Origin of the sequence: Clostridium bornimense (assembly GCF_000577895.1) — a bacterium.
Classification (GTDB): domain Bacteria; phylum Bacillota; class Clostridia; order Clostridiales; family Clostridiaceae; genus Clostridium_AN; species Clostridium_AN bornimense.
Genome location: NZ_HG917868.1, coordinates 1,032,032 through 1,047,309 on the forward strand (window position 1 = coordinate 1,032,032; position 15,278 = coordinate 1,047,309).

Genomic DNA, 15,278 nt, shown 5'->3' on the forward strand with positions numbered 1-15,278 from the left:
TTGAAGAATAAATTAGTTTTACAGTGGCATATAACAAGTAGATGTAATAAGAGATGTAGCCATTGTTATCAGGAAGAGTATAGTGATAAAGAATTTACTACAAGTGAGCTATTAGATATAGGGAGTCAATATCTAGAATTATTACGGGAATATAACAAAGTATATGGTGTAAAGGAAAAAGGTCATATTAATATAACCGGTGGAGAACCTTTTATAAGAGAAGATATATTTAAAATATTAGATTTTTTTAAAGATAATAAAGATGAATTTACATTTGGTATTTTGACTAATGGTTCATTGATAGATGAAAAGGTTGTAAAAAAACTTAGTGAATATAACCCTAGAATGGTACAAGTAAGCTTAGATGGTGATAAGGATACTCATGATAAGATTCGAGGCAGAGGAGCTTATGAGGAGGTTTTAAATGCTCTTAAAATGCTAAATAGGTATAAAATAAAAGGAATAGTCTCATTTACTGCGAATAATGAAAATTATAAGAGAATATCAAAGGTTATAAAAGTGGCGAGAAGGGCTAAGGCATATAAAGTTTGGTCCGATAGAATGGTTCCTATTGGTTCAGGTAGTAGTGGATCGATAAGAACATTAAGTAGTGATGAAGTTGTAGATTATTTATCTATAATGAGGAAAGAAAAGAGTAAATTTATTAATAGGTATAGAAAAACTATAATTTCAATGGATAGAAGTTTACAGTTTTTATCTGGGGAAGGAAGTTGTTATAAGTGTAGTGCCGGAGATGGATTAGTTATAGTGTTAGAAAATGGAGATGTACTTCCTTGTAGAAGATTACCTATAAAAGCTGGAAATATAAAAGAAAAGAGGCTTAATGAAATATATTTTAATAGTGATGTTATGAAAGAGATAAGAAATATAAGTAATAAAGTTCCTAAACAATGTGAGAAATGTAGTTTCTATGATATATGTGGTGGTGGAGCAAAATGTATATCCTATGGTATATATGGAGACTATACCATTGCTGATTATGGATGTCCGATAAAAAATAGAGAATTATAGTAGTTTGATGTTAAAAGCATAAGTAAAATACAGTAATTGAAATTTTATGGTAAAAAGTGTATTATGATATTAATAAATTTATGAGGGGGATGGGAATTTGGGATTTTTCACACCGGCAGAAAATGCTTCTAATTTTATTAATGTTGGATTAAAAAAGACTACAGAGAAACCTATAAAAATATTTTTACTTGCAGTAATGGCAGGAGCCTTTATTGCCATTACTGGATCAGGAGTTGGTGTAGCAACACATGCTATCACTAATGCCTCTTTATCAAAACTTATAGGAGGCTTAATTTTCCCTTGTGGATTAACGATGGTTATTCTTGCGGGATCAGAGTTATTTACAGGAAATATGTTAATTTCTATTTCGTGTCTAGAGAAAAAATCGAAATGGTCAGGAATGATTAAAAATCTTGTTATAGTATATTTAGGTAACTTTGTTGGATCCATTTTAGTGGTATGGATACTATCAATAGGAAAACAATGGGATTTGTCATCAGGGCTTTTAGGGGCTATGACTATAAAAACAGCTGTAGCTAAAGTATCATTACCATTTGTATCCGTATTAATGCTTGGAATAATGTGCAATTTTCTAATATGCATAGCTGTCTGGATTGCATCAGCAGCAAAAGATGCTGCTGGAAAAGTTATAGGACTATTTTTACCTGTAGCTTTTATGATTTTCTGTGGATTTGAGCACTGTATTGCAAATATGTATTTTATACCTGCAGGTATTTTTGCTCTTAATAATCCTGAATATGTAAATAAGGCTATTGAATTAGGAGTGAATGTGGATAAGTTAAGTTGGGGCACATTCATAACAAACAATTTGATACCGGCTACTATAGGAAATATAATTGGAGGATTTTGTATTGGATTGGTATATTGGGCAGTTTATTTAAAGAAAAACAAAACCTTCATAGAAAATAAAAAGTCAGAAAGGGAAACGGCGTAGCATAATACATAAAAAACTTTTCTAGGTATAAACTACCTAAGGAAAGGATGTGATTATAATGGTTAACAAGCATGGTTCATGTAACCCAATGCAAAAAGGAACAAGAAGACAAAAACTTCATGAAAATCAAAATAATGTAGGGAATCCTAAAAAAGATTCAGGGTATGAAGATTTTGATGGAAATCCTATAGAATAAGGATAGAGTAGGGCATTTTGCAATAAAGTATGCAAGGCCCTATTTTTATGGAGAGGGAATATATGATATTAGAAAAAGACTCAAAATTTCTTAGAAAAAAGACAAAGGATTATATAGTGTATATAGTGTTATTGGCTATAGTAGTTACTACATATGTTTGGTTAAAGGTATTTGGAATTATAGAAATAAACTCTTATGATATAGCAATGGTTATGATTTTCTTTTTTCTACCATTGTATGTAATATATTTTCTTACAAAAGAATTAATTTGTATTGTTGATGTAAGAAAAGTAAAAATATCAAATGATTGTATTTATATAGGAGATAATAAAATAGAAAACAAAGATATAGAAAATATCATCATTATTGCAAGGTTTCAAGAGTTGATATGTGTAAGAAAGTGGTATGAGAAGAATGGTGAGTGGCATATTAAAACATCTATAGGACCTAAAAAATTAGATTATTTTATGGACAAGCCACCTGTTATAAATTTATCTGGTGATATTAAGATAGAATATAAAGGGAAACAATATAAAGTTTATGGAATACAAAATATATTAGAAGTTGCCAGAATGATATATATTGAAACGAATATAAAGAGTACCAGAATAAGTGTATATTATGTGATGGGAAGTGGATTTAAGACAAGATATAATTATTTTGAGAATAACTATAAAAGTAATATTTTTATTGATATAAGTGGAAAAAATAATAAGAAGAATTTAAGTCCAGTAGATACATGATTAATTCTAATAGAAAAGAGGTTTGATAACAAACCTCTATTGTTCTTCTAATATAAATTTATTAATTACTTCAGCAACGCCATCTTCTTCATTAGTTTTAGCAACATAATCGGCAGCTTCTTTTACGAAGTCAAAAGCATTACCCATAGCTACGCCAAGACCGGCAGACTTAATAAGGTTCAAATCATTACCAGCATCACCAACACCGATGGTTTCTTCTATTTTAATTCCAAGTTTATTTGCAAGCATAACTAACCCTAAACCTTTGTCTACTTCCTTAGGTAATATTTCTAAGAAGTGTTCAGCACTTCTTACTACATTATATTTTTCATAAAGCCAAGATGGAAGTTTTTCAATTGCTTTATCTAGTTTTTCAGGATGATCTATAAACATTATTTTTATATACTCTTCACTTCCAATTAACTTTGAACTATCTTCATAATAAAGATATATATCATTCATAAAAGCTTCTAAGACAGAGTATTTAGAAATATCTTTATTTGGTGTTAATACAGCATCTTTTGTTAAAGCATGTATGTGTATGTTTAATTCTTGTGATAAATTATATAATTCTTCAAAAGATTCTTTTGGCATATGACATTGATATATTACATTTTCAGACTTTGTTTCAAGAACTAGTCCACCATTAAAAGAGGAAGCAATATCACCATCTTCTAAAAGATTAAGTTCTTTAAGGTATCTATTTATACCATTTATAGGTCTTCCTGTAGATAATACTACTTTAACTCCTTTAGATTTTGCTTTAGATATTGCTTCTTTGACAGCTGGAGATATAGTTTTGTCATCTCTTAAAAGAGTACCATCCATATCAAGGGCTATTAGTTTGTACATAAATGACTCCTCCTATGTTTAACAAGATTTATAATAATTATATCATCTAAATGTAAATAATAAGAGAAAATATATCTTATTTTCATAAAAAAATTATATATTTACAGCGTTATTAAGATAAGTGTAAAAATCCATTGAAAATAGCTATAGTTATTTGATATAATGAAGTTTGTTGTTGGGCAAGGAGGAAAAAATATGACTACAAGAATTGCCATATTAGGTGGACCAAGATGTGGAAAAACTACATTGATACAACAATTATATGTGGATATGAAAATAATGGGCCTAGATGTAGGTTTTGCTACAGAGTATTCAACTGATTATTTAAGAGACAAAGGTATGATAGAAACTATAGCTGAACAGTATGGAATATATTTAGGTCAATTGAGAATAGAAAATCAATTAAGTGTACATGATTATGCTCTTACAGATTATGCTACCTTTGTACCATATATTTATGGTAGATTTATGATAGGAAATAGGAAACGCACTGTAAAAGAAATAGAAATACTTAAGGACTTATATAATTTAGCTTTAAATGATATAGGAAAATATGATTATATATTTTTTCTTCCAAGAGAATTTGGATATGAAAGAGATGGAGTTAGATGGCAGGATGAAGAAGTTGCATTAGCTGTGGATAACGCAATAAAGGCATTTTTAGATAGTGAACATATAACTTATCGAGAATTAGATGGAACAACAAAAGAAAGAGCGGAAAAGATTTTAGATATTTTAGGACTTAAAAAGGATGAAAAATAGTTATTAAGATAAGAGAGGATGAAAGCGGTTTGAGTAATATAAAGAGTGAAATTGATAGAAGAAGAACCTTTGCAATTATATCTCACCCTGACGCAGGTAAAACTACTATTACTGAAAAGTTACTTTTATATGGAGGAGCTATAAGAGAAGCAGGATCTGTAAAGGCAAGAAAAGCATCTAAGCATGCAGTATCTGACTGGATGGAGATTGAAAAACAAAGAGGTATTTCTGTTACTTCTTCAGTATTAGAATTTAGTTATGATGGATTTAAAATAAACATATTAGATACACCGGGACACCAAGACTTCTCAGAGGATACTTATAGAACATTGATGGCAGCAGATGCAGCTGTTATGGTAATTGATGGTGCAAAAGGTATAGAAGATCAAACAAGAAAGTTATTTAATGTATGTTCATTAAGAGAAATACCTATATTTACTTTTGTAAATAAGATGGATAGAGAAACTAAGGATCCATTTGAACTATTAGAGGAACTGGAAAAAGAGCTTGGAATAAAATCATATCCAATGAATTGGCCTATAGGTAGCGGAAAAGAATTTAAAGGTGTTTATGATAGAGTTGGAGAAAGAATTATAGCTTTCGATGGTGGAAATCATGGATCTACTCAAGCTAAAACTATAGAAGGTCATCTTGGAGATAGTGAATTTGATGAAGTTTTAGGCGGACATCTTCATGAAAAATTACAAGAGGATATAGAACTACTTGATATGGCTGGAGATGAATTTGATTTAGATGCTGTTAGAGAAGGAAGATTAACACCAGTATTCTTTGGATCCGCATTAACAAATTTTGGAGTGGAACCGTTCTTAAAAGAGTTTTTAAAGCTTACACCTCCACCGCTAGCTAGAAATTCATCTAAAGGTGAGATTGATGTATATAATGAACCATTCTCAGCATTTATATTTAAGATTCAGGCTAATATGAATAAGGCTCATAGAGATAGAATTGCATTTATGAGAATATGTTCAGGAAAATTTGAAAAAGGTTTAGAAGTTAAGCATGTGCAAAAAAATACAAAAATTAAGTTATCACAGCCACAACAATTCTTAGCTCAAGATAGAGAGATTATAGAAGAGGCATATGCAGGTGATATCATTGGTGTGTTTGACCCAGGTATTTTTTCAATAGGGGATACACTTTGCGTAGGTGATAAATTTAAGTTTGAGGGAATACCTACATTTGCACCTGAACATTTTGCAAGAGTTAGACCTGTAGATACTATGAAGAGAAAACAGTTTGTAAAAGGTGTTACTCAAATAGCACAAGAAGGTGCGATTCAGGTGTTTAAAGAATTGCGTATTGGTATGGAAGAGATAATCGTTGGTGTTGTTGGGGTTCTACAATTTGAAGTTCTAGAATATAGACTGAAAAATGAGTATAATGTAGACATTAAAATGGAAAGACTTCCATTTAGAAGCATAAGATGGATTGAAAGTAGTGAAACTCCATTAGATAAATTATCTCTTACATCAGACACTAAGTTAGTTAATGACTTAAAAGAAAGACCAATTCTTTTATTCCAAAGTGATTGGGCAATATCATGGGCTTTAGAGCATAATGACGGCTTAATATTATCAGATATAGGTAAAAGTGAAGAATAATTATTAATTTTAAGTGTTTAAAAATAGTTTTGTATTTTTAAACACTTTTTTATATATAAAATTCCATGTTAAACAACTTTTACATAGTGCAATAATTTGTATTATATGGTAGAGTAAAAACAAGAGGTAAGATTATTGACATGTGTTAAGTGATAACGTATAATATAGTATATAAAACAACTTAAAGGCAGGGGATTATAGTGAATGTAGCTTTTTTTCTTACTCCTAAAACGGAAGTTATTTATGAAAAAATAGATTCAACAATGAGACAAGTACTAGAGAGAATGGAATATCATAGGTATACAGCGATTCCATTAATAGATAATGAAGGTAAGTATGTTGGGACAATAACAGAGGGAGATTTATTATGGAAACTTAAAAATACACCAGGGTTAGATTTTAAGAATACGGAAAAAGTTTCTATAAAAGATATTGAAAGAAGGTTTATAAATCATCCTGTTTCTATAAATGCAGAAATTGAAGATTTAATTTCAAAAGCAATAACTCAAAACTTCATTCCTATAGTAGATGATGAAGGAATCTTTATAGGGATAATAAAGAGAAGTGACATAATAAACTATTGTTATGAGAAAATAAAGAAGTAGTGGGAATATAGCCTTATCTATTTTATCTTTAGTTGTAGATTTATGTAATATAGAGTTTAACTCTATGATCTTTTGTATATTTTAGATAAGGCTAAATGAAACATATTTGACTTATTAAATCTATTCATAGAATTAGTAATGGAATGTTGAGGTTATAAAAGAAAATAAAATTTCTTTTACAGAGTTTAGTATATCCTATAATAAAAAAATTATTAGCTTTGCTAATAATTTTTTTTTATACTGTAAAAAGATTCGTAAATTAATAAAATAAGTCCTAATAAAAGTATAGTATTTATCAGAATAAAAAAGTTAGAAAAGTATACTAAAGTAAAAATCGAAAATAAAGTTAATGCTATTAAGAATAGTAATATCTTCATATTGTACCCTCCTAAAATAGTTTGCAAAAAATATATTAACCTAAAATACAATGGATTATTCATAAATGTATGGATACAGTTGCAAAATATTCGCTATTAAATATAATAAAAAGTGAACTTTTACTTAACTTAATAAGAATTTTATAAAGAATAAATATATGGAGGGAAATATGGAGAATAGGATAGCTAGAAAAGGTAAAACTTATGATTTAGTACTTACGGGTATTTTTGCAGCATTAATATTTGTTGTAACATATGCTACACACTTTCCTTTTCCAACAATGGGGATAGGACCAAAAATATTGGTTCATTTAGGTGATGCTGCTTTATATTTATCTGTAATTATGATTGGAACTAGAAGAGGAACAATAGCGGCAGCAATTGGAATGGGGTTATTTGATATTTTAAGTCCATATATAATATGGGCTCCTGTAACAATAATCGCAAAAGCTGGTATGGCATTTATTGCGGGATTATTTATTAATGGTAATAAAAGAGAAGGAAAATCAGTTAAGTTTAATATAATAGGATCTATTATTGCTGGAATCTACATGATAGTTATGTATTGGATAGGTGGAGCTATAATAACTATACTTACTACAAAAAATGTAGGGATTGTAGCAAGTCTAATTGCAAATACAGAAGGAATACCAGGAAATATAATACAAGTAGTCCTTGGCATAGTTGTAGCAGTACCATTAGGAGCAGCTATAAATAAGGTTAAGAAGAGATAGAATTATTTGAATTCACAATTCATGATTCACAATTTTCAATTAAGGTAAAAATTCTTGAGGAATTTCTTAGATTATAAGTGTGGTGATATTAGTTTAGTATCACTGCATTTATTTTATAATTAGATATTTATATTGTAATGTTGTCTTATAGGGGGCTAATGAAAGTTGTACTTTCATGTAGCTTCAGTTACAAATTAGAATATAACTTTCATATCTACGGGAAATATGAAAATACTTTGATGTCTAAAGGTGTGGAATAAGATTCATAATAAAGAAAAAAATTCACCTTACCTGTGCCTTGTGCCATCATACTCGTGCTCTCTTATATTTAAGGTTAAGTTCATATTAGTAGCTGTTATAGTTAAGTAGTGGTGGAGTAATATCAACGAATAACAACACTTAAATATAACAGCTTTCTACGCTAACTTAGAGTATAATTGTTAATTGACAATTGCGGTGTAATAGGGATATACTAATATGAGGTATAGACAAATATATGATACAAGGAGGAGTTTCGATGAGTGTTATTGATACACTATTAGAACGTGGATACATAAAACAATTTACTCATGAACAAGAAACAAGAGAGTTATTAGATAAGGAAAAGATAACTTTTTATATAGGCTTTGACCCAACGGCAGATTCATTACATGTAGGACATTTTATAGCAATGATGTTTATGGCACATATGCAAAAAGCAGGTCATAGACCAATAGCATTAATAGGTGGAGGAACAGCAATGATTGGTGATCCTTCAGGAAAGACAGATATGAGAAAAATGCTTACAGCAGAACAAATTCAACATAATGTAGAATCTATTAAGAAACAAATGGAAAGATTTATTGATTTTGAAGATGATAAAGCATTGATCGTAAATAATGCAGATTGGCTTTTAAATTTAAATTATGTAGAATTTATAAGAGATATTGGTGTTCATTTTTCTGTTAATAGAATGCTTACAGCAGAATGTTTTAAACAAAGAATGGAAACAGGTCTTACATTTTTAGAATTTAATTATATGTTAATGCAAGGGTACGATTTCTTAGTTTTAAATCAAAAGTACAATTGTGTAATGGAACTTGGTGGAGATGATCAATGGTCAAACATGATTGCTGGTGTTGATTTAATAAGAAAGAAGGAAAGAAAGCCAGCTTTCGCTATGACATGTACATTGTTAACTAATTCAGAAGGAAAGAAAATGGGTAAAACTGAAAATGGTGCATTATGGCTAGATCCAGCTAAAACTTCTCCATATGAGTTTTATCAATACTGGAGAAATGTTGGTGATGCAGATGTTGAAAAGTGCTTAGCATTATTAACATTCTTACCTATGGATGAAGTAAGAAGACTAGGTGCTCTTAAAGATAAAGAAATAAATGAAGCTAAGAAGATATTAGCATTTGAGGTTACTAAACTTGTTCATGGAGAAGAAGAAGCTAAAAAAGCTAAGGAAGCTTCTGAAGCTCTATTTGGAGGCGGAATAAATTTAGATAACGTACCAACAGTTACAATATCTAAAGATGATTTAGGGCAAGGTGTTTTAGAGATTATTTCTAAAACAAAGATAGTGCCATCAAAATCAGAAGGAAGAAGACTTATTCAACAAGGTGGAATTTCAGTTAATGGAGAAAAGGTTTCTGATCCATTTTTACCGGTTATAGAAGATATGTTTGAAGATGGTCATATGATGGTTAAGAGAGGGAAGAAAAACTTCTACAAAGTAGAAATAGAGTAAATTTATTTTGATAAAGGAATTCAGTTTTTGAGTTCCTTTATCTTTGTTATTTGTCATTATAAATCACTATTATAAAGTAATATAAAGAAGTTGACGATAAAAGAAGTAATGAGCTAAGGTGGTGATAGTATGGCAAATATATCAGATTTAAGTAGATTAAGTGGGAATAGTAGTGGAATAAATGAAAAAAAGATATCTTTTTCTAAAGGAGATATTTTTACTGGAAAAATAAAGACACAAGATTCGACGGGGAAAATTGTAGTAGAATTAAAAGATGGATGGATGTTTGAAGCATTATTTGATGGTAATGTAGAAGATCAATTAGACAAAGATGTTACTCTAAAGGTAGTTGGGTACTCTAATGGTAAATTAAAATTGAATATGATAGAAGATTCAGAAGTAAGCTATAAACAAGATAGTGGAGAAGAGATCATAGATGAAGGTTTCAATCTTAAGAATATAGGACTTAATAAAGAAGACATAAATTTTATAAAATCATTATTAAAACATAATATACCTTTAACAAAGGAAAATGTATCGGACATAAAAAGTTTAATAAGCTTTAGAGACAGATTAATAAATAATAATGAAGAATCAAATGAATTTATAGATAAATTTCTAACAAGTAAAAATATTTCTAAAGATTCTATAGAAGGTAAAAGCATAATAAAAACTTTAGATGGTTTTATAGAAAAATTTAAAAATTTAACTGATGATGATATATTATTATTTAAAAATAGTAGCATAGAACTTAATGAAGAAAATATTAAATCATTAGAAGTTATTAAGAGTGATAATGGAGTTATAAAAACTTTGAATGATTTAAAAGCTTCTATTTTTAAAGATGGAAAAATTATAGAAAGCTTTGAAACGAAAATAGATATAGTTGAAAAAAACAGTATAGAATCTAATAATAATAATGAAGAAATTAAAATATTAAAAAGTGATACTAATGTTAAAAATTCAAAAGAGATAGTTAATGATATAAAAGATATATATAAATTTGAGAAGTATTTTACCAAAGACAGTATTAATGATACTATTAAAGAATTTTTAAATACAAGTAATAGTATAAGTAAAGATGAAATCAATGAGTTTTTAGTATCAGAGTTAAAAGATATAGTTGATAAGCCTATAGAAGAAGTTTTAAATAAGCTAAATAGTGATAAGTTTAATGTTGAAGGAAAAGAGATCATTAATAAATTTAAAGAATTTATTTTAAATAAATTTAAGAATGATGCATCAGAAATGAAATCTAACAAAGAAAATATAAAAGAAAGTATTGAGTTACAAAGTAAAGATGTAAAAGATTTAGTTAAATCATTATTAAAAGAAAATGTTGATGTAGATAAAGTAGTGACAACATTTAAAGAACAATTTACAACGATAAAAGTATTTAATAATTTAAGTAAAGATATGTATATATTAGATGTTCCTGTTAAAGTTCAGGATGATACCTACGATTGTAAGCTTATTGTCAAAGATGAAAGAGGTAAGGGAAAGAAAATAGATTCCTCTAATGTTAGATTATTTGCATCTGTATCTACTATTAATATGGGAGATGTTGATGCAGTTATTAGTGTTTTGGATAAAAATATAAATGTTAACTTAAAAATAAAGAAAGAATTCATTGGTGTTATTGAAGGAAGTAAGAATATATTAATGGAAAAGTTGAGAGGGATAGGATATTCACCAGTTATTAATGTCACAGAAAGAACTGAAAAAGTAGATGTCTCTAATGTTATAGATTTATTAGAAGAAGAGTATAGTAAGGGTTTAAATGTGAGGGTGTAAGTATGAAAAATTTAAAAAAAGCTGTAGCATTAAAATATGAGGCCGCTAATGATGCTCCTACTGTCACTGCTAGTGGAGTTGGTAAAATTGCAGAAAAAATATTATCTACGGCAGATGAAAATAGTGTTCCGATAGTTTATAATAAAGAATTAGTTAATATGTTAAGTAATGTAGATATAGGTGAATCGATACCAGAGGAATTATATGAAGCAGTTGCTGAGATATTAGCATATGTAATGGATTTAGATAGAGAACAAAAAGGAGGATGATAGATTGAGTTTATATGCAATATCAGATTTGCATTTAGCTTTTAATGTGGATAAACCTATGGATATTTTTGGATCTAAGTGGGAAAATCATGTAAGTAGGTTAGAAGAGAATTGGAGAAGAAAGATAACTGAAGAAGATACGGTTCTTATAGGTGGAGATATATCTTGGGGAATGAATATGGATGAGACTATAGAAGAACTTGATTGGATTCATAGGTTACCTGGAAAGAAGATTATTATAAAAGGAAACCATGATTATTGGTGGAATAGTATAACAAAACTTAATTCAATGTATGATAATATGAAATTTATTCAAAATAATAGTTTTTCTTATGAAGACTATGGTATCTGTGGTACAAGAGGATGGATTATAGCAGAGGAAGAGAATGCTTCAGAGCATGATAAGAAGATATATAATAGAGAATTACTAAGACTTAGGATGTCTATAGAGGATGCGAGAAAAAAAGGATTTACAAAAATAATAGCTATGATACATTATCCACCTATATTAGAAAAGGATAATAAAACAAAACTTGTTGAGATTCTAGAAGAGTATAATGTAGAGAAAGTAATATATGGTCATATTCATGGCCAAGGATTATCACGAGCATTTAAAGGGTTTATTGGAGAATGTGAATATATATTAACTTCTGGTGACTTTATTGATTTTGATCCAATAAAAATAATAGAATAAAAATATCCACCTAATGATAGGTGGATATTTTCTATTTATTTAATAAAGCAGTTGTTTGTTTTGTTAGTTCCTCTAAAGATGAAGTTATATCTTTTATATTATCTTTAAAATCATTAATGCTTGATAATATAGAGTTAACTTCTAAATTACATTTTTCAGAAGATTCTTTTATTGAGTGAACTTTTGCATCTATATCAGTTCTAACTGATGTTGATGAATTAACAGAGTTAACGGAATTTTTAATTTGGCTAACTGTGTCATCAATAGAAGTTTTTATTGATGTGAAAGTTTCTTTAGTAGTTTGTACTGTATTATTTTGAAGCTCTATAGCATCACCGGCAGAATTCATTGCTGAAGAAGTATTCATAATATCTTTTTTTATTTCATCTAATATTGTTGTTATATTTTCAACAGCATTTTTAGAGCTCTCTGCTAGTTTTCTAATTTCATCAGCAACAACACCGAATCCTTTTCCTGCTTCGCCAGCTCTAGCTGCTTCTATAGCAGCATTTAAAGCTAGGAGATTAGTTTGAGAAGCAATTTGACTTATAGAATCAGTTATAGAGTTAACAGATTCTATTTTTGAAACTAAATCTGAAACTATTGAAGCAGAAGTAGAGAATGAATCTTTTAATTCATTTAAAGAAGAATCTAATGTATTCATGTTAGTTAAACCATCATCAGCAAGCTTTGATGTGTTTACAACTAAACCGTGAACATCATTTATGTTTTGAGATAATCCTTCCATTTCATTGTTAAATTTATCTATAGATTCTATTGTTGAATCTAAATCAGAAGATTCTTCATTAGTATAATCTGAAATTTTATTTGCAGATGTATATATTTCTTCTGTTGATAAATTTTTAGCCTTATTTTTAATAGATATTACTGAAGTTTGTATTTCGTTGGAAAGTTCTTTTATTTCATCATTATTTGAAATTGTAAGTGGTGTATCATCAATAAAAGTAGAATCGTCTTTTTTTCTCGAAAATAACATAGCTACCTCCCGTTTTATAGAATTTATTACTATACATACTTTATCGAATAAAAAAAACAAATCTTCACTGTAAATTATAAAATATTACTTTTTTATAGAGTCTTTTGCTAAATCACGTTGACAACGCGCTTTTTCTTTTAGTTTTGAATCTACCCCTGGTTTTACTATAAGATTTGAAAACCATTTTAATGAGGAATCAAAATCTCCTGTACGTCTATATAATTCACCAATTAAGTACTCTAAAGAATAAGCGTTCATACCATAAATAGGAAAGAGTTCGTTTGTATATGCAAATTCTAAGCCTTCTACAGCTTTTCGTAAAAATATAATTTCATTATCATAAGATTCATTAAGCCTATATAACCAACCTAATCTCAAACATAAAATAGCTTTTGTAGATGCTGGTGAATCAATATATACAGAGTTTAGTAAAGCTAATTTATATCGTTCAATAGCCATATTAATATCTAATAAACGAGGATATTCTTTTGAGATATATTTAGGTGTAATATTTTGAATTACATGTATTCTTTGATGATTACGAAGCTTAGAAAAATCATTTTTTAATGCGGCATAACCACATTTAGGACATAATGTTATATCGTATAAGTAGGGATTTATATCTCTATAATAGATGAAAGAATCACTATCTCGCTTAGAAATTTTATATCCTTCTTTCTTTACAGAAGCTGTCTTAAATTCCGTATGACAAACTGGGCAATCAATGGTTTTATCGAAAAGTAGTGTTAAAGGATCTATAATTTTATCTGTTGCTTTTTTTGTTTCAGTTTCTTTTAGAGTGGGTTTTTTGTATATATTAATATTTCCTGTATTATTAAAACCTATTTTATCTAGACCTCCAAATAGGTCTTCTGTGTTTGACATTAAAAACACTCCTTGTTATAAAAAATTAAATATGTATATATTATATCAAAAAAATATGTTAAATACAGTATTGGTATTTTTATTATTAAATATGATATATTATAATAGTAGTTAGATATAATTATCATAATATAAAGAGGTTTAATTATGGCAATAACACAATGGAAGACTTTTTTATTTCCTTATGAGCAAGCAGTAAATGAGCTAAAGGTTAAATTTAAGAGTATAAGAACTGAATTAAGAAGAAAAAATGATTATTCACCAGTAGAATTTGTTACGGGAAGAGTAAAAGAAATAAATTCTATACTGGAAAAAGTTAATAAGTATGATATTCCCATTGATAGGATAGAGTATGAGCTTGAAGATATAGCTGGTATAAGGATAATGTGTCAATTTGTTGATGATATATGGACTGTAATTAATATAATTAGAGAAAGAAAAGATATGCAAATAGTTTATGAGAAAGACTATGTTACTAATGTGAAGGAAAGTGGATATAGAAGTTATCATATAGTAATAAAATATCCTGTTAACATGTCAACTGGCCTTAAGATGATCTTAGCAGAAATTCAAATAAGAACTTTAGCTATGAACTTTTGGGCAACAATTGAACATTCATTGAATTATAAATATAGAAAAGACTTACCAGAAGATGTAAGAGAAAGACTAAAAAATGCAGCTCATGCAGCATATAAATTAGATGAAGAGATGCGAATTATAAAAGGTGAAATAATGGATGCTCAAAAACTATTTGAAATAAAATCTTCATTAGTTACAAGAATATCAGATAACATATTGGCATTAACTAATTTAGGAAAACATATAGAGGCGGCTAGATACAGAGAGCAACTTAATAGATTTTTAGAAAATGGAGAAGTTATAGACCTTACTAACTTATTATCATCTACAGAAAAAACACTTACTATGTATAAACATAGGTCATATTAGTATAAAAATGTTACAAAATAATAAAATTTTGTAACATTTTTTTATTATAATTTGAAACTTTTTATTAAGTATCTAGTC

The 15,278-nt window shown here is 28.4% G+C and carries 16 protein-coding genes; 13 read left to right on the forward strand and 3 right to left on the reverse strand.

Annotated elements, in window-relative coordinates:
* The 4 genes from CM240_RS04540 (at position 1) to CM240_RS04550 (ending at position 2,926) form a co-directional block, all read left to right on the forward strand.
* Entirely contained in the window at positions 1-1,032 is a 1,032-nt protein-coding gene (locus CM240_RS04540) for a radical SAM/SPASM domain-containing protein (protein WP_044036921.1), read from the forward strand.
* A 97-nt stretch (positions 1,033-1,129) separates the two neighbouring features.
* Positions 1,130-1,987: a formate/nitrite transporter family protein gene (locus CM240_RS04545; RefSeq protein ID WP_051483692.1), complete on the forward strand. Its 858-nt coding sequence runs from the start codon at positions 1,130-1,132 to the stop codon at positions 1,985-1,987.
* 58 nt (positions 1,988-2,045) lie between these two features.
* Complete coding sequence (locus CM240_RS17770; protein ID WP_173400228.1) at positions 2,046-2,183, forward strand: clostri-philic family protein; 138 nt, start codon at positions 2,046-2,048, stop codon at positions 2,181-2,183.
* A gap of 62 nt (positions 2,184-2,245) precedes the next feature.
* Positions 2,246-2,926, forward strand: a complete 681-nt coding sequence (locus CM240_RS04550; protein ID WP_044036924.1) for a hypothetical protein — start codon at positions 2,246-2,248, stop codon at positions 2,924-2,926.
* Positions 2,927-2,962: 36 nt separating this feature from the next.
* Here CM240_RS04550 and yidA read toward each other — a convergent pair whose 3' ends face one another.
* The gene (yidA, locus tag CM240_RS04555) at positions 2,963-3,778 is read right to left on the reverse strand and encodes a sugar-phosphatase (RefSeq protein WP_044036926.1); all 816 of its coding nucleotides are present in this window, start codon (positions 3,776-3,778) and stop codon (positions 2,963-2,965) included.
* Positions 3,779-3,973: 195 nt separating this feature from the next.
* On the opposite strand from yidA, the gene CM240_RS04560 reads away from it, so the two are divergent.
* The 8 genes from CM240_RS04560 to CM240_RS04595 all read left to right on the forward strand — a co-directional run bounded on the left by CM240_RS04560 (position 3,974) and on the right by CM240_RS04595 (position 12,370).
* The gene (locus tag CM240_RS04560; RefSeq protein ID WP_044036927.1) at positions 3,974-4,540 is read left to right on the forward strand and encodes an ATP/GTP-binding protein; all 567 of its coding nucleotides are present in this window, start codon (positions 3,974-3,976) and stop codon (positions 4,538-4,540) included.
* 29 nt (positions 4,541-4,569) lie between these two features.
* Positions 4,570-6,162 (forward strand): peptide chain release factor 3, encoded by a 1,593-nt coding sequence (locus CM240_RS04565; RefSeq protein ID WP_044036929.1) that lies wholly within the window; start codon positions 4,570-4,572, stop codon positions 6,160-6,162.
* A gap of 200 nt (positions 6,163-6,362) precedes the next feature.
* Positions 6,363-6,767: a CBS domain-containing protein gene (locus CM240_RS04570; RefSeq protein ID WP_044036934.1), complete on the forward strand. Its 405-nt coding sequence runs from the start codon at positions 6,363-6,365 to the stop codon at positions 6,765-6,767.
* 547 nt (positions 6,768-7,314) lie between these two features.
* Entirely contained in the window at positions 7,315-7,878 is a 564-nt protein-coding gene (locus CM240_RS04575) for an ECF transporter S component (RefSeq protein ID WP_044036936.1), read from the forward strand.
* A 517-nt stretch (positions 7,879-8,395) separates the two neighbouring features.
* The gene (gene tyrS / locus CM240_RS04580; protein ID WP_044036938.1) at positions 8,396-9,613 is read left to right on the forward strand and encodes a tyrosine--tRNA ligase; all 1,218 of its coding nucleotides are present in this window, start codon (positions 8,396-8,398) and stop codon (positions 9,611-9,613) included.
* A gap of 129 nt (positions 9,614-9,742) precedes the next feature.
* On the forward strand, positions 9,743-11,407 hold the full coding sequence (locus CM240_RS04585) for a hypothetical protein (protein WP_044036940.1): 1,665 nt from the start codon (positions 9,743-9,745) through the stop codon (positions 11,405-11,407).
* A gap of 2 nt (positions 11,408-11,409) precedes the next feature.
* Positions 11,410-11,676 (forward strand): EscU/YscU/HrcU family type III secretion system export apparatus switch protein, encoded by a 267-nt coding sequence (locus tag CM240_RS04590; protein ID WP_044036942.1) that lies wholly within the window; start codon positions 11,410-11,412, stop codon positions 11,674-11,676.
* A gap of 4 nt (positions 11,677-11,680) precedes the next feature.
* Positions 11,681-12,370, forward strand: coding sequence for a metallophosphoesterase (locus CM240_RS04595; protein ID WP_044036944.1), 690 nt, complete (start codon positions 11,681-11,683; stop codon positions 12,368-12,370).
* 31 nt (positions 12,371-12,401) lie between these two features.
* Here the strand turns inward: CM240_RS04595 and CM240_RS04600 are convergent, their stop codons facing one another.
* A complete protein-coding gene (locus CM240_RS04600; RefSeq protein WP_044036946.1) occupies positions 12,402-13,367 on the reverse strand; it encodes a methyl-accepting chemotaxis protein in 966 nt (321 codons plus the stop codon).
* A gap of 84 nt (positions 13,368-13,451) precedes the next feature.
* The gene (locus tag CM240_RS04605) at positions 13,452-14,252 is read right to left on the reverse strand and encodes a DUF2225 domain-containing protein (protein ID WP_084485375.1); all 801 of its coding nucleotides are present in this window, start codon (positions 14,250-14,252) and stop codon (positions 13,452-13,454) included.
* Between the two features lie 147 nt (positions 14,253-14,399).
* On the opposite strand from CM240_RS04605, the gene yjbM reads away from it, so the two are divergent.
* Positions 14,400-15,200, forward strand: coding sequence for a GTP diphosphokinase (yjbM, locus tag CM240_RS04610; RefSeq protein WP_044036948.1), 801 nt, complete (start codon positions 14,400-14,402; stop codon positions 15,198-15,200).
* Positions 15,201-15,278: the final 78 nt, after the last annotated feature.

Coding starts and splice junctions, on each gene's coding strand:
- CM240_RS17770 (WP_173400228.1), top strand. CDS start 2,046: ATGGTTAACAAGCATGGTTCATGTAACCCAATGCAAAAAGGAACAAGA.
- CM240_RS04550 (WP_044036924.1), top strand. CDS start 2,246: ATGATATTAGAAAAAGACTCAAAATTTCTTAGAAAAAAGACAAAGGAT.
- yidA (WP_044036926.1), bottom strand. CDS start 3,778: ATGTACAAACTAATAGCCCTTGATATGGATGGTACTCTTTTAAGAGAT.
- CM240_RS04560 (WP_044036927.1), top strand. CDS start 3,974: ATGACTACAAGAATTGCCATATTAGGTGGACCAAGATGTGGAAAAACT.
- CM240_RS04575 (WP_044036936.1), top strand. CDS start 7,315: ATGGAGAATAGGATAGCTAGAAAAGGTAAAACTTATGATTTAGTACTT.
- tyrS (WP_044036938.1), top strand. CDS start 8,396: ATGAGTGTTATTGATACACTATTAGAACGTGGATACATAAAACAATTT.
- CM240_RS04585 (WP_044036940.1), top strand. CDS start 9,743: ATGGCAAATATATCAGATTTAAGTAGATTAAGTGGGAATAGTAGTGGA.
- CM240_RS04590 (WP_044036942.1), top strand. CDS start 11,410: ATGAAAAATTTAAAAAAAGCTGTAGCATTAAAATATGAGGCCGCTAAT.
- CM240_RS04600 (WP_044036946.1), bottom strand. CDS start 13,367: ATGTTATTTTCGAGAAAAAAAGACGATTCTACTTTTATTGATGATACA.
- CM240_RS04605 (WP_084485375.1), bottom strand. CDS start 14,252: ATGTCAAACACAGAAGACCTATTTGGAGGTCTAGATAAAATAGGTTTT.
- yjbM (WP_044036948.1), top strand. CDS start 14,400: ATGGCAATAACACAATGGAAGACTTTTTTATTTCCTTATGAGCAAGCA.